The organism is Lysobacter sp. M15, from assembly GCF_022662515.1.
GTDB lineage: Bacteria > Pseudomonadota > Gammaproteobacteria > Xanthomonadales > Xanthomonadaceae > JAKPBU01.
In genome coordinates this window covers 82,402-97,127 of the sequence record NZ_JAKPBV010000002.1, presented here as the reverse complement: position 1 = coordinate 97,127, position 14,726 = coordinate 82,402, and the positions used below count along the sequence as shown (strand labels likewise).

Sequence of the window (14,726 nt, the reverse complement as noted above, 5' to 3'; positions counted from 1 at the left end):
CGGCCGTTCCTTTTGAGCCACGGGAAAGATCGGATCAGAACTCGTACCGCAGGGTCAGCATCGCCGACCAGCGCGAGACGACGCGCGGGACCCGCCCCTCGTACTCACGCAGGTCCTGCCACGAAGGATTGTCGGGGCTGCCAAGGTCGTACACGTAGGTGCCATCGGCATTGATGCCACCCAGACGGGCCAGGTAGCGGGTATCGAATCCGCCGATTTCCTCGGTCACGCCCCAGTCGTTGTTGAGCATGTTAAGGAAGTTGTAGATGTCCAGACGAACGACCGACTTGTGTTCCTTCATGAAGCCGGGAAGCTCCTGCTGGATGCCTACGTCGAGCTGATTGACCCAGGGAAGCTGGTCGGCATTCCGGCTCGCGATCTTGCCGCGGTTCTTCGACAGATACGAGTCGCTGTTGATGAACTCGTTGAACGCGGCGATCTGGTCGGCGGTCGCCGATCCGTAGCTGACGTTCGGATCGTTGAGCATCGGAATGTAAGCCGGATCCTGGAAGATGCCATCGCCGTTGGCATCGCCATTGATCAGCCAGGTGTACGGCAGCCCGCTGCGACCGTTGTAGAAGGCGGAGAAGCTCGTCTTGTAGTCGCCGAAGAAGGCATGCTCCCAACCGATCGAAGCCTTCACGGAGTGCTCGATCTCGCGGCTGGCGGTGCGTGCGACTTCCTCGTTCGGGTTGAGACGCGACACGTACTGATAACTGGACCATGCCTGCGAGCTTGCGTCCGAACCCACTTCCGTCGCGTGGGTGGCGGTGTAGCTGAGGTTGGCGTACCAGCCATCGGCCATGGGCTTGTCGAGGGCAAAGGTCACCGACGTCGACCCGCCCTTGTCCGTGTTGCGCATGACGGTGGAAATGGCGCTGAAATCGGGGTTACGACCGCAGTTCTTGTTGGAGCTCGACAGGCTGCCGAGCTCGCAGTAGTAGTAGTTGCGGCCGTCCGCCAGCGTACCCTGCACTTCGCCGATGTTGAGGGCCTGATAGAGGACCGCGTCCTTCGCCTTGATCGCCTGCAGTTCGACGGTGCCAATCAGGCCGTACCACGGCAATTCGGCGTCGACGCCCAGGCTGGCCTTCCATACGGTAGGCAACTTGAAGTCCGGGTCGATGGTGTCGATCTGGTTCGACGGGCTACCGACCGTCGGGACGTTCTGGTTGTACGGATCGGGACTGAACGGCGCATCGGCCGGATCGAAGCTGCGGTAGGACAGCGCCGTGACACCACCATTGTTCTGGTACGGATTGGCCAGCCACACGAACGGAGGCACGCTCTGGAACGCGCCGAATCCACCGCGCACCTGGGCGAACAGGTCGCTGTCGAACTGGTAGTTGAACGAGATGCGCGGCAGGACGACCTTGTTGTCTGAGCCCAGCTTGAAGTCGTTCGGGTAACCGAACGCTTCCTCGAAGCCCGGTGCGCGCTCCGGAGCCTTGTTGACCTTCGGGACGTTGACGCGCACGCCGTAGGTCAGCGACAGGTTGTCGGTAACCTGCCAGGTGTCTTGCAGATACGGACTGACCTGGCTGTAAACGAGCGCGGCGGCCGTGTCCTCGATTCCGAAACCGGGCGCCGGCGTGCGCAGGTTGTACACGTCGTAATTGCCTGCTTCGAAGTCCTCGAGGCTTTCGAAGACGTAAGAGCCGTGCAGATCGCGTCCGTACAGGTTGAACACATCGTGGCGCAGATAATCCAGGCCGCCCTTGATGGTGTGGTCGCCGGCATAGAGGGTGCCCGACACCGATGCGGACAGGCGCTCGGTGTTGATTTGGTTCTCATGGCGGTTGTTGTCCTCGCCGATGAAGATCGAACCGCCGTTTGCGGTCTCGACTTCCACTTCCGGCTGGTCGACGGGGTTGCCATTGACCTGGTCGAACTTTTGCTGGCTCAGCTTGACCTCGGTCGAGAAGTTGTCGCTCCAATCGCTGAACAGCTGCAGCGAGGTGTTCTTGGTGACGTTGTCGATGTTGTACCAGTGGCTGCTCAGGACGACCGTGTCGGAAAACGCATCGTAGGGCGTCGGACGGAACTCCTCGGTCTGCTGGTAGGTCAGGCTGGCGCGGTGGTAGTCGTTGATGTTCCAGTCGAGCTTGGCCAGGTAGCGCTTGATGTCCAGGTTGGCGCCGGTTGAGCCGTAGGTGCCCGGCTGCAGGCCCAGGCTGGTGGCAATGGCGATCGCGCGGTCCACGTCTTCCTGGGTCACGTCGCCATTGGCGACGCCATCGGAAGTGGAAGATCCGCCGAAGTTCTTGATGGTCTGCTCTTCGTACGATGCGAAGAAGAACAGCTTGTCCTTGACGATCGGGCCGCCCAACGTGACGCCCCAGGTGCGGTCGGTATCGAAACCGGCGTAGTCGTCGCCGTCGAGCTTGCCCATCCAGTCGGCGTCGCGCATCACGCCGTAGAGCGATCCGTGGAACTCGTTGGTGCCGGACTTGGTGACGGCGTTGACCGTGGCACCGACCGTATCGGAAGCGACGTCGTAGTCGGAGATCTTCAGATCGTACGCCTCGATGGTGTCCACCGAGATCGGCGAGCCGATGTAGGGCATGCCGTTGGCGTTCAGCCCGAACGGGTCGCCCTGCGACATGCCATCGACCGAGATCGTGTTGTAGCGGTTGTTCACGCCAGCGACCGAGATCGAGCCGTCGCCGGCGTCGGTGACCTGGATGCGCGGGTCGAGGCGCGCGATGTCGTCCACCGAACGGTTGCCCTGCGGTGTCAGCTCGAGTTTGCGCCCGCTAACGTTGGTGCCAACGCCCTTGTTGTCCGCGTTGAAGGTACCCAGAAGGCGAGACGCCGTCACGCTGACCGCACCGAGGGTGGTGGCGTCGCCCGAGGCAAGCTGCGCATCGACGTTGCTGACCTGGTTGAGCGCCAGATACACGCCGTCTTCGGTATCGGTTCCTGCGCCTTCCTTGACGACCGTGATCGTGTAGGGACCGCCCACGCGCAGGCCGCGTGCGTTGTAGCGCCCGCTGGCGTCGGTGATGGCTCGGCTGACCGTGCCGGATTCGACGTGGGTGATGGTGACTTCGGCACCGGCCACCGGCTGACCGTCGGCCCCGGTGACCAAGCCACCGACACCGGCGGACGTGCTTTGCGCAAAGACCGGCGCGGTGGCGAGGACGGCGATGAGACCCAGCGACAGTTTGGACAGCCGGAGACGGTTGTGACGGATCATGCTTCTTAGCCTCGAGACAGGAATGGCGGCAGCAGGCGCGCGCATCTGCGCGCCACGCTTCGGTAACCGTTTGGGGAACCCCTACCCCGGCGTATGGATCGTCACCGGAGTTAACAACAGGTTAACACGGTAGCCGGCGTTTATGACAGCCCGGTGACCGTACGTTGGACCTGTAAGTATCTGGCCGGGTTGACTTTTAAGCCCTACGCGAGGTCTTGAGGCCAAGTACCTGATCGTTGGTCAGGGCGACAGGGCGAGCTGCAGATAGGTGGCGATCCCATCCAGCAGCATCTGCACCGAGATGGCCACCAACAGCATGCCCATCAGCCGCTCGACCGCGATCAGGGCGCGGCTGCCCAGGCGTTTGTAGAGCAGGGTCGCCGAGAACAGGATGGCGGCGGTGGCGGCCCAGGCCAGCAGCAGGGCCAGGCTCCACGCACCCATCCGATCCGGCTCCTGGCTACCCATCAGCATCACCGCCGCCATGCCCGACGGACCGGCGACCATCGGGATCGCCATGGGCACGATGAACGGTTCGCCGTCCGGGATCTCCCCCATCAGCCCTTCGGGCGGCGGGAAGATCATGCGGATACCGATCAGGAACAGCACGATGCCGCCGGCGATCGACACCGACTCCTGGCGCAGATGCATGAGCTCCAGCGCGTACTTGCCGCACCACAGGAACAGCATCAGCACGGCGAGGGCGATCAGCAGTTCGCGCGCCAGCACCAGTCGCTGCCGCTGTGGCGGCATCCCGCGCAGCAGGCTCAGGAACACGGGAATATTGCCCAGCGGGTCGAGGATCAGGAACAGCAGCAGCGCGGCTGAAACAATCGTCACGGCGCTGTTGGCACCCAGACATTGCCGCGATGGACGGCGCCGGCGGCCGACAGCAGGGCGACACAATGCGCGGCGTAGTTCGCCGGATCGCGCGCGTGCCGGTCTTCGTCCGCGGCGTAGGCGCGCGCGCGCAGCGGCGTGCGCATCGGGCCGGGTTGCAGGCCGCTGACGCGAACGGGGGAATGCGCCAGCTCCGCCTGCAGCATATGGACCAGGCCGATCAGACCGTGCTGGGCGATGCCGTATCCACCCCAGTAGGCCCCGCCCACCCGTGAGATGTCGTCGATCGCGAAGACCACCGCCGCATCATCGCGCTGTTCCAGCAGCGGCAGGCAAGCCTGGGTCAGCCACCAGCGGGCGGTGAGGTTGACGTGCACGGCACGGGCGAAATCCGCCGGGTCTGTGTGGAGCAGCGGCGTCAGGCCGCGGAACTCGGCGGCGCAATGGAGTACGCCGTCCAGCTGGCCGTATGCCGCGCCAATGCGCTCGACCATCTGTGCGTAGTCGTCTGGCGCGGCGCCTTCCAGGTCCAGCGGATACGCGCTCGCCTCGGCGCCGGCCTTTTCGATGGCATCAAGGAGCCGGTTCAACTTGGGCACGCGCCGCCCGAGCAGCACCAGTCGCGCGCCCGCTTGCGCGCAGGCGAGCGATGCCGCCTGGCCCAGCCCGCCGTTCGCGCCGGCGACCAGAATCACCCTGCCGGCAAGTGCCGGCGGGGCGGCGTCGACCGGCACCTCGCTCACGCCTTGTGCGTTTCCGCGACGATGCGCGCGAGCTCGCCGGATTCGAACAGCTCCAGCGTGATGTCGCAGCCGCCGATCAGCTCGCCGTGGATGAACAGTTGCGGGAATGTCGGCCAGTTCGAGTAGGCCGGCAGATTGGCGCGGATTTCCGGTTCCTCGAGCACGTTGACGGTATGCAGCTGCTCGGCGCCTGCGGCCTTGAGCGCCTGCACCGTGCGACTGGAAAAGCCGCACATCGGGAAGCGTGGCGTGCCCTTCATGAAGAGCACGATCGGGTGGCCTTCGACTTCGGCCTGGATCCGTTCCATTACGGACATCTGGATATCTCCTGCGATGCAGCGTTGCGGCCATTGACGGCGCGGCAACGTCGCGAATGGGTAAACTCCCATTGTAAGCGCTGCGTGTGACACCCGGCGCCGATCCCGGACCCGCCCACCCCGCCTAGCCCACCAGGAGCCCTGCCATGGCGATCGAACTGCCTCCCCTGCCCTACGACCGCGCCGCGCTGGAACCGCATATCTCCGGCGAAACCATCGACTACCACTACGGCAAGCACCACAAGGCTTACGTGGACAACCTCAACAAGATGATCGAGGGCACCGAGTTCGCGGACATGGCGCTGGAGGACATCATCCGCAAGGCGCAGGGCGCGATGTTCAACAATGCCGCGCAGGTCTGGAACCACACCTTCTACTGGAACTGCCTGTCTCCCAACGGCGGCGGCGAACCTTCGGGCAAGCTGGCCGATGCCATTGCCAAGGCATTTGGCGACTTCGGCAAGTTCAAGGAACAGTTCACCGACACCGCGATCAAGACCTTCGGTTCGGGTTGGGCCTGGCTAGTACAGCGTCCTGACGGCACGCTGGCCCTGGCGAGCACGCCCAACGCCGCTACCCCACTCACCGGCGAGGACACCGCCCTGCTCACCTGCGACGTATGGGAACACGCCTACTACATCGATTACCGCAATGCGCGGCCGAAGTACGTCGAGGCGTTCTGGAACCTGGTGAACTGGGATTTCGTGGCTTCGAACATGAAGTGACCGCGGACCGCACGCTTCGATGCAACCAGCGACGGCCGGGGCGGCCCGGCCGTCGCTCGTAGGAGCGCCTCTTAGGCGCGACCCGGTCAATGCAAGGACGACGCCACGCCTTCAAAGCGTGAACCGGAGATGTTGCGGTACGCCTGTCGCGCCTAAGAGGCGCTCCTACAGCAGCCTCGCGACCACCGGGGCGACCTGCGACTCACGGCCCAGCGCCGCACCGACGCGCTGCAGTGCATCGACCAGTTCCGCGTGCGTCTCCGCGCGCAGCGTCGCATGCCCGACCTTGCGGCCCGCCCGCGGCGCCTTTCCGTAGTCGTGCCAGTGGCCGCCGGTTTCGCGCAGTACGATGCCGGCGTCGGGCATGGCGCCGATCCAGTTGAGCATGCACGCCACTCCCACCATCCGCGTGTCGCCCAGCGGCAGTCCGAGCACGGCACGCAGATGGTTCTCGAACTGCGAGGTCTCCGCGCCTTCTATGGTCCAGTGCCCCGAGTTGTGCACGCGCGGCGCCAGCTCGTTTGCCAGCAGTTCGCCGTCGTGGCAGAACAGCTCCAGCGCGAATACGCCCACGTAATCGAGCGCTTCGGCCAGCGACCGGGCGTAGTCCACCGCGCGCGCCTGCAGCGCATCGTCGACCATTGCCGGGGCCAGGCTCGCGGACAGCACGCCATCGACATGCCAGTTCTCGGTGAGCGGCCAGGTGCGGAACTCACCGTCGCGCCCGCGCGCGGCGACCACCGACAGCTCCCGGTCGAAGGCCACAAATGCTTCCAGGATCAGCCCGACGGTCGTGGCCTGCGCGCCGAGCGCCTCCCAGGCCTCGCCGACATCGGTCGCCGCCCTGACCCGGAACTGACCCTTGCCGTCGTAGCCCAGCCGACGTGTCTTCAGGATGCACGGCGTGCCGATGCGCGCGACCGCCTCTTCCAGCTGGTCGCGCGAGGTGATGTCGACGAACTCCGGCACCGGGATCCCCAGTTCGCGGAACAGGCTCTTCTCCGCGAGCCGGTCCTGCGCCACTGCCAGGGCGCGCGGCGCCGGAAAAACCGGTATCCGCTCGTTGAGCCAGCGTGCGCTTTGCGCCGGCACGTTCTCGAAATCGAACGTCGCCACATCGACGCGCGAGGCGAACTCGGCCAGCGCAGCTTCATCGGTGAAGTCGCCCACCACCATCGGCGCGCACTGGCCGGCGCAGGCATCGTCCGCGCTGTCCATCACCAGGAAGCGCAGGCCGAGCGGCGCGCCGGCGAGCGCCAGCATGCGCGCAAGCTGGCCACCTCCGAGAATGCCGACCGTCGCCATGCGTCAGAGCCGCTACTTGCGCGGATCGTCGTTGGCGACGACCTCATCGGTTTGCGCGGCGCGGAACCCGGCCAGCGACGCGGCGACCGCGGGGTCGCCGTTCGCCAGCATCGCCGCAGCGAACAGCGCCGCGTTCGCCGCGCCGGCCTGGCCGATGGCGAAGGTCGCCACCGGAATACCCGCGGGCATCTGCACGATCGACAGCAGCGAATCCAGTCCGTTCAGCGCACGGCTCTGCACCGGCACGCCCAGCACCGGCACCGCGGTCTTCGCAGCCAGCATGCCGGGCAGATGCGCCGCGCCGCCGGCACCGGCGATGATCGCGTACAGGCCGCGCGCCTGCGCCGAGGCGGCGTATTCGAACAGCACATCGGGCGTGCGGTGGGCGGAAACCACCCGGACTTCATGGGCGATGCCCAGCGCCTCCAGCTTCGCTGCGGCGTGCTGCATCGTGTCCCAATCCGAGCGCGAGCCCATGACGATGCCGACACGTACGGGTCCGGCATGTGCGGTCCCAGCATCCGGCGCTTCGGGATTGCCTGCCATCATGGTCCCCGCTCGCTAAAGACGTATTCTAGACGCGCATGCGCCCGGATGGCATCCGCCACCGCGCGTGCGATCTGCCCATATCGAAGCCCGCATGGACAAGAAGCTGCTCGACATCCTGGTCTGCCCCGCCACGCGCCAGCCGCTGGCCCTGCTCGAGAAGGCCGCGCTCGAAACGCTCAATCACGCCGTGGCCGGCGGCACCGTGAAACGCAACGACGACAGCCCGCAGGCCGAGCCGCTGCGCGAGGCCCTGATCACCCGCGACCGCAAGACCGTCTACCGGATCGACGACGGCATCCCCGTGCTGCTGGTGGAGGAAGCCATCGCGACCGCGCAGGTGCCCGGCTTTCCTGGCGGGTGAGCGGCGTGCCTTCGCGGGGCATGCCACTCGCGCCTCCACCCGAGGTGATCGAGGCCGACGTTGCCCGTGCCCTGGGCGAGGACCTGGGCAGCGGCGACGTCACCGCCCAGCTGCTGCCGGATGCGGCCGACAGCGCCTACCTTCTGTGCAAGGAGGACTGCGTCGTTGCCGGACGGCCCTGGTTCGACGCCTGCCACCGCGCGCTCGATCCGGAGGTACGGATCGAATGGACCTGCAGCGAAGGCGATCGCGTCGCCCGGGGCAGCGTGCTGGCGACGCTGCAGGGTCGCAACCGTTCGCTGGTGAGCGCCGAACGCGCTTCGTTGAACTTCCTGCAGACGCTCAGCGGAGTAGCCACGGTCACCGCGGCCTACGTCGACGCGGTACGCGGCGCGCGTGCGCCGGCGCCTGATCCGCAGATCCTGGATACGCGCAAGACCATTCCGGGGCTGCGCATCGCGCAGAAATACGCGGTGCGGGTGGGCGGCGGCGTCAACCACCGCATCGGGCTGTTCGATGCAGTGATGCTGAAGGAAAACCACGTGCGTGCGGCGGGTTCGCTGACGGCGGCGATCCGCAGCGCGCGTACGCGCTACCCGCAGCTGCCGCTGATCGTGGAGGTGGAAACCCTCGTACAGTTGCAGGAGGCGCTCCGCGAGGGCTGCACCCGGATCCTGATCGACGACTTCGACCCGCCCAGCCGGCGCGAGGCCGTGCGCATCGCCCATGCCGCGCCGTTCGACGGACGCATCCCGCTGGAAGTCTCCGGCGGCGTCGACCTGCAGACCGTACGCGCCATCGCCGCCGACGGCGTGGACTGCATTTCGATCGGCGGATTGACCAAGCACGTGCATGCGGTCGATCTGTCGCTGAAGCTGGGCGTGCCGCCGCGCGGGGTCGTCACCGCTACGCCCCGGGATCCGCATAACGCCGCGTAAGACCTCACCGCACGCAGCGACGGGGCACGTCGCGGCTTGTCGGCAGGTGCAACCACTTGCGAAGGCGCCGGCCTGCGGCAATATTGGGCCCATGCCTACGCTCCTTGTCCTGATGCTGCTGTTCGCCGCCGGCTTCTTCTACTGGAGCGCTGCGCGTGGTGCCGCCGAGCGGGCCGAAGCGGTGGGCCGCAATGCCTGCCGCGCCGCGGGCGTGCAGTGGCTGGACCAGACCGTGCATGCGGACGGCCTGCGCCTGCGTCGGCGCCACGACGGCCGGCTGGGCTTCGAACGCAGTTTCCGGTTCGAATACTCGATCGACGGCAGCGACCGTTACATCGGTCGCATGGTGCTGCGTGGCGGCGAACTGGTGTCCTTCAGCGGGCCGGCGCAGGCGGCTGCAGTATTGAACATGCGCCCGGCAGGGACCTAGGCCGGCCTGACGTGGCCGACGCCAAGACGCATCGGCAAGTAGGGACGCGCGTATGTGTCGTCGACGCGACGGTGCGTCGGGGACATAGCCCCGGTCTACGTCGCTGAGGCATGTTTCTGCCTACTTCACGATCCGCAAATGTGCGCCCCGCTTCGGCGGCTGCGGCGTGTCGTCATCGGGCCCGTTGTCGCCAGGCTCGGTCGCTTCCGGATCCCCGCCTTCCGGCGCGGACGCCGTCTGCGAAGCTCCCATCTCCTCGGGCAGCGCCATGCCCTGTCCCGTCTCGCGCGCGTAGATCGCCAGGATCGCGGTCACGGGCACCTGCACCGATTGGCTCACCCCGGCGAAGCGGGCGCTGAAGCTGACCATGTCGTTGCCCATTTCCAGCTTGGCGACGGCGCGGTCGGCGATGTTCAGCACCACCTTGCCGTCCTTGACGGTATGCGCCGGCACGCGCACCCCCGGTTGCCTGGCGTCGACCAGCAGGTGCGGGGTCATGCCGTTGTCGGCGATCCATTCCCACAGCGCGCGCAGCAGGTACGGACGATGGCTGGTCATGCGCGTGCCGTCCTCGCTCATGGCGTGCGCGCCCTTGCTCGCATGGCAGGGTTCGATCGGGAACAGAGCGGGAAACTGCGTAACCGCATCGTCATGCGGACCCCACGTCTACGCGGGCAGCTCGCGCAGCAGCTTCTCCTGCGGCGTGAGGCTGCGGACGAAGCCGGGATTGCGGAAGATGCGATTGCCATAGTCCTCGATCACCTTGCCGTCCTTGGGCAGCGCGATGTCCAGCGCCTGCAGCCGCCAGATGATCGGGGCCATGGCGCAGTCGGCCAGGCTCATTTCGGAATTGAGGAAGAACTTGCTGGCCTTGAACAGCGGCACCGACGCGGTCAGCAGCTCCTTGAGCCGCTTGCGTCCCGCTTCGGCCTGCTGCCGGTTGCCCAGCTGGATCGCCTGGACCTGCGGCACCCAGTCGTGCTCGATCCGCAGCATCGCCAACCGCAGCCGCGCGCGCGAAAGCGGGTCCACCGGCATCAGCGGCGGATGCGGGTAGCGCTCGTCGAGGTATTCGCTGACCACACTGGCCGCGTACAGCACCAGCTCGCGCTCGACCAGGGTCGGAACGGAGTGATAGGGATTGAGGTCGATCAGATCCTCGGGCGGGTTCTGCGGATCCACCGGCACGAAGTCGTAGGTGACCCCTTTGGCCGCCAGGACCAGGCGCGCGCGGTGACACAGCACGTCGTCGACCGAGGAAAACAGCGTCAGGGTATTACGCATACGCGAACTCACCGCCACCATGGGCTTCTCCAGGGGCCGGAACGCGCCGGCCGGATGGCGCCGCCTGCCCCTCGCAGGGCGGTCGCCCGGTTTGGCTGGCCACCGCACCGCGGCCCCACTCTAGGGGGTTTTGCGCGATCCGCACAGGGGGCGCAGCGGGTCGGCCAGCGACCTTTCGGGAAGCCTGCACCGGCAGGGTGCGGGTGCTTGCGTCGGACATGCGGTCAGTGCACGTCGCGCCAGTATTCGTTCTTCAGCAGCCACGCCAGGAAGGTCAGGAAGACCAGGAACAACACGACCCACACACCCAATCCCTGGCGCTTGAGCGCGGCCGGTTCGCCGGCGTACTCCAGAAACGCGGTGATATCGCGCACGGTCTGGTCGAACTGTTCGCCCGTCTGGGTGCCCGGCTGCGCGATCTTCAGCCCTTCCACCGGCCGTTCACCCGTTGCATCGGGTGCGCCGAACTCGGCGTGCTGCAGGCCCTGCATCTCCCACAGCGGGTTGGGCATCGACGCGTTGGGGAACAGCGTGTTGTTCCAGCCCAGCGGCCGCGACTCGTCCAGGTAGAACGACTTCAGATAGGTATAGACCCAGTCGCTGCCGCGCACGCGGCTGATCAGCGACAGGTCCGGCGGCGCCTTGCCGAACCACTTGGCCGAACCGTCGGCCGGCATCGACACCTGGATCTGCTCGCCGAACTTGGCGCCGGTAAAGTTGAGGTTCTGCATCACCTCGTCTTCGCTCAGGCCCAGATCCTCGCCCATGCGCGAATAGCGCAGGTACTTGAGCGAATGGCATCCGGAGCAGTAGTTCATGAACAGCTGCGCGCCGCGCTGGAGCGAGGCCCGGTCCTCCAGGTCGGTACCGGATTGCATCAGCGCGCCGCCTTCCGCGGCGAACACAGCGGCCGGCATCAGGGCCAGGGACGCCAGCAGGCCTGCGGCGACCAGCGCCGCCTTGTGGGCGAATTTCTTAATCATGCAGCGTCACCCGTTCCGGCAGCGGCTTGGTCTTGTCGAACTTGGTCCATACCGGCATCGTGATGAAGATCGCGAAGTACAGGAACGTCAGGACCCGGCCGATCTGGGTCTCGACCGGATCGGTGCCCGGACCCGCGCCGATCTTGCCCAGCCACACGAAGCACACCGCCAGCAGTCCGAGCGCGACCTTGGTCATCCAGCCGCGGTAGCGGTGCGAACGGACCTTGCTGCGGTCCAGCCACGGCACCGCGAACAGGATCGCGATCGCCGAAAACATCACGATCACGCCCGAGAGCTTGTGCGGAATCACGCGCAGCATCGCGTAGTACGGGGTGTAGTACCACACCGGTTTGATGTGCGCAGGCGTCACCAGGCGATTGGCCTCGGTGAAGTTGTCGTGTTCGAGGAACCAGCCGCCGAACGCGGGCGCGAAGAAGATCACGAACGCGGCGATGACCAGGAAGGCGCAGACGTAGAACCCGTCCTTGACGGTGAAGTACGGGTGGAACGGGATGCCGTCGGCCGGCGCGCTCGGCGACCAGCGGTTGCCCTTCGGCCCCTTCTTGATCTCGATGCCGTCGGGATTGTTCGAGCCGACCTCGTGCAGCGCGCCGATGTGCAGCACCACCAGCAGCAGCAGCACCAGCGGCAGGGCGATCACGTGCAGGGCGAAGAAACGGTTGAGGGTGGCATCGCCGGGCAGGTAGTCGCCCATGATCCACTCGGTCAGGCCGTTGCCGATCACCGGGATCGCGCCGAACAGCGAGATGATCACCTTCGCGCCCCAGAACGACATCTGGCCCCAGGGCAGCACGTAGCCCATGAAGGCTTCGGCCATCAGCACCAGGTAGATCAGCATGCCCAGGATCCACACCAGCTCGCGCGGCTTCTGGTAGCTGCCGTACATCAGGCCGCGGAACATGTGGATGTAGACCACGATGAAGAACATCGAGGCGCCGGTGCTGTGCATGTAGCGGATCAGCCAGCCCCACTCCACGTCGCGCATGATGTATTCGACCGAGGCGAAGGCTTCGGCGGCGCTCGGCTTGAAGTGCATCGTCAGGAAGATGCCGGTCACGATCTGGTTGACCAGCACCACGATCGAGAGCACGCCGAAGATGTACCAGATGTTGAAATTCTTCGGCGCGTAGTACTCGGTCATGTGCTTGCGGTACACCGGCATCATGCCGGGGGCCCGCTCGTTGACCCAGTCCATCAGGCCGTCGGCCGCTTTGGTGAAAACGTTCGCCATGGCTTACGCGGCCCCCGTGGGATCGACGCCGATCACGATCGTGCTGTCGTTCTGGTAATGATGCGGCGGCACCAGCAGGTTGGTCGGGGCGGGCACGCCCTGGAACACGCGGCCGGCCATGTCGAAGCGGGACTTGTGGCAGGGGCAGAAATAACCGCCTTTCCATTCCGGATCGAACGGCTCTGGCTTGATCTCCGCGACCATTTCCGGGGAGCAGCCCAGGTGCGTGCACAGGCCGACCAGGACCGAGATGTCCGGCTTGATCGAGCGCGCCTCGCCGGTGATGTAGGCCGGTTGCTGGTCCTTGTTCTCGGACTTCGGATCGCGCAGGCGTCCGTCGAGCGTGGGCAGGATGTCGAGGATGGCCTTGGAACGCTTGACGATCCAGATCGGCTGGCCGCGCCACTCCAGGACGAGGCGCTGGCCTTCCTGCAGCCCGCTGATGTCCGCAGTGACCGGCGCCCCTGCCAGTTTGGCCCGGGCGCTGGGATTCCAGGACTTGATGAACGGCACCGCCGCGAAGCCCGCGCCCACCGCCCCCACCACCAGCGTGGTCCCGGTGAGAAAGCGCCGACGCCCGAGGCTATCGGGCTGGTGTTCGTGCTTGTTGTCGGGCTGGCCGGCGGCCGCCGGGTCCAGCACCCCTTCGTTGGACATCCGCCACTCCGAAATCGTGCCCGCGATACGGGCGTGTACAGGCCGGGCAGACGTGCGCGCGCGGTGGCGGAACGGCTGCCGCAAAGACGATCAAGTGTAACGGAACGCTGAATCGGCCGACAATCTCCGGCCTCCGCACGGGCCCTTTACTGAGCGGAGAGCGTGCTGCGATAGCGGTCGGCCAGCACCCCGACCCGCTCGACATAGCGTCGGGTTTCGCTGTAGGGCGGCACGCCCTTGTACTTGTCCACAGCACCCTCGCCGGCGTTGTAGCCGGCCGCGGCCAAGGTCAGATTGCCGTTGAAGCGCTTCAGCAGCCAGGACAGGTATTGCACGCCGCCGCGGATGTTCTGGCCGGCGTCGAAGGCATTGCTCACCCCGAAGCGCCGCGCCGTGGCCGGCATCAGCTGCATCAGTCCCTGGGCGCCGACCCGCGACAATGCGTTGGGACGGAACGCGGATTCGGCGTGGATGATCGCGCGCACGATCGCCTCGTCCACCCCGTAGTCGCGCGCGGCCGAAGCGATTTCGGCGCGATAGGCGGCGGTGTTCAGACGCGTGCTGGCGAAGTTGACCTTGGACTGCACGCCGCAGGCGTAGCAGGTTTCCATCTCGAAGATCGGATACTCGATCCGGTTGACCGTGACGTTGGCCACGCCCTTGGGGCGCTTGTTGCTGTAGTTCCGCACCCCGTGGGCGTCCACGTAGGAGTACATCGTCGACGAACCCATGCGCACGAAACGCGCCTTGCGCGGGGTCGAAGGCGTGGCGGCGGCGGCCGTGGCGCTGGCCGCGGGCGCGTTCGGCGCCGTCACCGCGCCGGCGCCCGGGGTTACGACCGGCGCGGGTGCGGCGGATCGTTTGCGCTTGGGTTCCGAATACGTGCTGACGGCGGTGCAGCTGGCGCCGGACACGCGCTTGCTCGAGTAGCTGCGGATGCCGTCCTTGCCTTCGCAGCGGTAGACGGTTCCGGCCACGGCCGGTCCGGCCAGCATCGCGGCCAGCAGGCAGGCTGCCTTCAGTAGTCCCCTTCCCCCGTCCATCGGTGCGAGTGTCACCCGGTCCGCCCTTGTTGCCAAGTCCTTGATCCTGAAACGCATGCCGGTGCGACTACAGGACGTGACCGGTTACACGCCTTCTCGC

General features: G+C 66.3%; 16 protein-coding genes. 4 read left to right on the top strand and 12 right to left on the bottom strand.

Translation table 11 applies throughout. From position 1 onward, the window contains the following. Window positions 1-34 precede the first annotated feature (34 nt). The 4 genes from MC380_RS01235 to grxD form a co-directional block, all read right to left on the bottom strand. Window positions 35-3,199 (bottom strand): TonB-dependent receptor, encoded by a 3,165-nt coding sequence (locus tag MC380_RS01235; protein ID WP_242104485.1) that lies wholly within the window; start codon window positions 3,197-3,199, stop codon window positions 35-37. A 240-nt stretch (window positions 3,200-3,439) separates the two neighbouring features. Beyond that, window positions 3,440-4,039, bottom strand: coding sequence for a YhgN family NAAT transporter (locus MC380_RS01230; protein WP_242162564.1), 600 nt, complete (start codon window positions 4,037-4,039; stop codon window positions 3,440-3,442). Then, entirely contained in the window at window positions 4,036-4,782 is a 747-nt protein-coding gene (locus MC380_RS01225) for an SDR family NAD(P)-dependent oxidoreductase (RefSeq protein WP_242162562.1), read from the bottom strand. The genes MC380_RS01230 and MC380_RS01225 overlap by 4 nt, the downstream gene beginning before the upstream one ends. Further along, a complete protein-coding gene (gene grxD, locus MC380_RS01220; RefSeq protein ID WP_242104488.1) occupies window positions 4,779-5,099 on the bottom strand; it encodes a Grx4 family monothiol glutaredoxin in 321 nt (106 codons plus the stop codon). Before grxD ends, MC380_RS01225 begins: the two co-directional genes overlap by 4 nt. 146 nt (window positions 5,100-5,245) lie before the next feature. Here grxD and MC380_RS01215 point away from each other — a divergent pair, with 146 nt between their 5' ends. After that, entirely contained in the window at window positions 5,246-5,824 is a 579-nt protein-coding gene (locus tag MC380_RS01215; protein ID WP_242162560.1) for a Fe-Mn family superoxide dismutase, read from the top strand. A 165-nt stretch (window positions 5,825-5,989) separates the two neighbouring features. Here MC380_RS01215 and MC380_RS01210 read toward each other — a convergent pair whose 3' ends face one another. Next, window positions 5,990-7,129, bottom strand: a complete 1,140-nt coding sequence (locus MC380_RS01210; protein WP_242162558.1) for a 5-(carboxyamino)imidazole ribonucleotide synthase — start codon at window positions 7,127-7,129, stop codon at window positions 5,990-5,992. A 12-nt stretch (window positions 7,130-7,141) separates the two neighbouring features. Further along, window positions 7,142-7,675, bottom strand: coding sequence for a 5-(carboxyamino)imidazole ribonucleotide mutase (gene purE / locus MC380_RS01205; RefSeq protein ID WP_242104642.1), 534 nt, complete (start codon window positions 7,673-7,675; stop codon window positions 7,142-7,144). A 94-nt stretch (window positions 7,676-7,769) separates the two neighbouring features. Between purE and MC380_RS01200 the strand changes: the two genes are divergently transcribed. The 3 genes from MC380_RS01200 to MC380_RS01190 all read left to right on the top strand — a co-directional run bounded on the left by MC380_RS01200 (window position 7,770) and on the right by MC380_RS01190 (window position 9,407). Further along, the gene (locus MC380_RS01200; RefSeq protein ID WP_242104491.1) at window positions 7,770-8,039 is read left to right on the top strand and encodes a Trm112 family protein; all 270 of its coding nucleotides are present in this window, start codon (window positions 7,770-7,772) and stop codon (window positions 8,037-8,039) included. A 20-nt stretch (window positions 8,040-8,059) separates the two neighbouring features. Then, window positions 8,060-8,977 carry a carboxylating nicotinate-nucleotide diphosphorylase gene (gene nadC / locus MC380_RS01195; RefSeq protein ID WP_242104492.1) on the top strand — a complete coding sequence of 306 codons (918 nt, stop codon included), beginning with the start codon at window positions 8,060-8,062 and terminating at the stop codon, window positions 8,975-8,977. Between the two features lie 91 nt (window positions 8,978-9,068). Continuing rightward, window positions 9,069-9,407 carry a DUF3301 domain-containing protein gene (locus tag MC380_RS01190; RefSeq protein WP_242104493.1) on the top strand — a complete coding sequence of 113 codons (339 nt, stop codon included), beginning with the start codon at window positions 9,069-9,071 and terminating at the stop codon, window positions 9,405-9,407. A gap of 120 nt (window positions 9,408-9,527) precedes the next feature. On the opposite strand, the gene MC380_RS01185 is transcribed toward MC380_RS01190, so the two are convergent. From MC380_RS01185 to MC380_RS01160, 6 genes are all read right to left on the bottom strand, one after another. After that, window positions 9,528-9,986, bottom strand: coding sequence for a ClpXP protease specificity-enhancing factor (locus tag MC380_RS01185; protein ID WP_242104494.1), 459 nt, complete (start codon window positions 9,984-9,986; stop codon window positions 9,528-9,530). 87 nt (window positions 9,987-10,073) lie between these two features. Continuing rightward, window positions 10,074-10,709, bottom strand: coding sequence for a glutathione S-transferase N-terminal domain-containing protein (locus MC380_RS01180; protein ID WP_242104643.1), 636 nt, complete (start codon window positions 10,707-10,709; stop codon window positions 10,074-10,076). Between the two features lie 206 nt (window positions 10,710-10,915). After that, window positions 10,916-11,608, bottom strand: coding sequence for a cytochrome c1 (locus MC380_RS01175; protein WP_242104644.1), 693 nt, complete (start codon window positions 11,606-11,608; stop codon window positions 10,916-10,918). A 58-nt stretch (window positions 11,609-11,666) separates the two neighbouring features. Beyond that, window positions 11,667-12,926, bottom strand: a complete 1,260-nt coding sequence (locus tag MC380_RS01170; protein ID WP_242104495.1) for a cytochrome bc complex cytochrome b subunit — start codon at window positions 12,924-12,926, stop codon at window positions 11,667-11,669. Window positions 12,927-12,929: 3 nt separating this feature from the next. Then, window positions 12,930-13,583 carry a ubiquinol-cytochrome c reductase iron-sulfur subunit gene (gene petA / locus MC380_RS01165; RefSeq protein WP_242104496.1) on the bottom strand — a complete coding sequence of 218 codons (654 nt, stop codon included), beginning with the start codon at window positions 13,581-13,583 and terminating at the stop codon, window positions 12,930-12,932. Between the two features lie 146 nt (window positions 13,584-13,729). Next, window positions 13,730-14,578 carry a lytic transglycosylase domain-containing protein gene (locus MC380_RS01160; RefSeq protein ID WP_242104645.1) on the bottom strand — a complete coding sequence of 283 codons (849 nt, stop codon included), beginning with the start codon at window positions 14,576-14,578 and terminating at the stop codon, window positions 13,730-13,732. Between the last annotated feature and the right edge of the window lie 148 nt (window positions 14,579-14,726).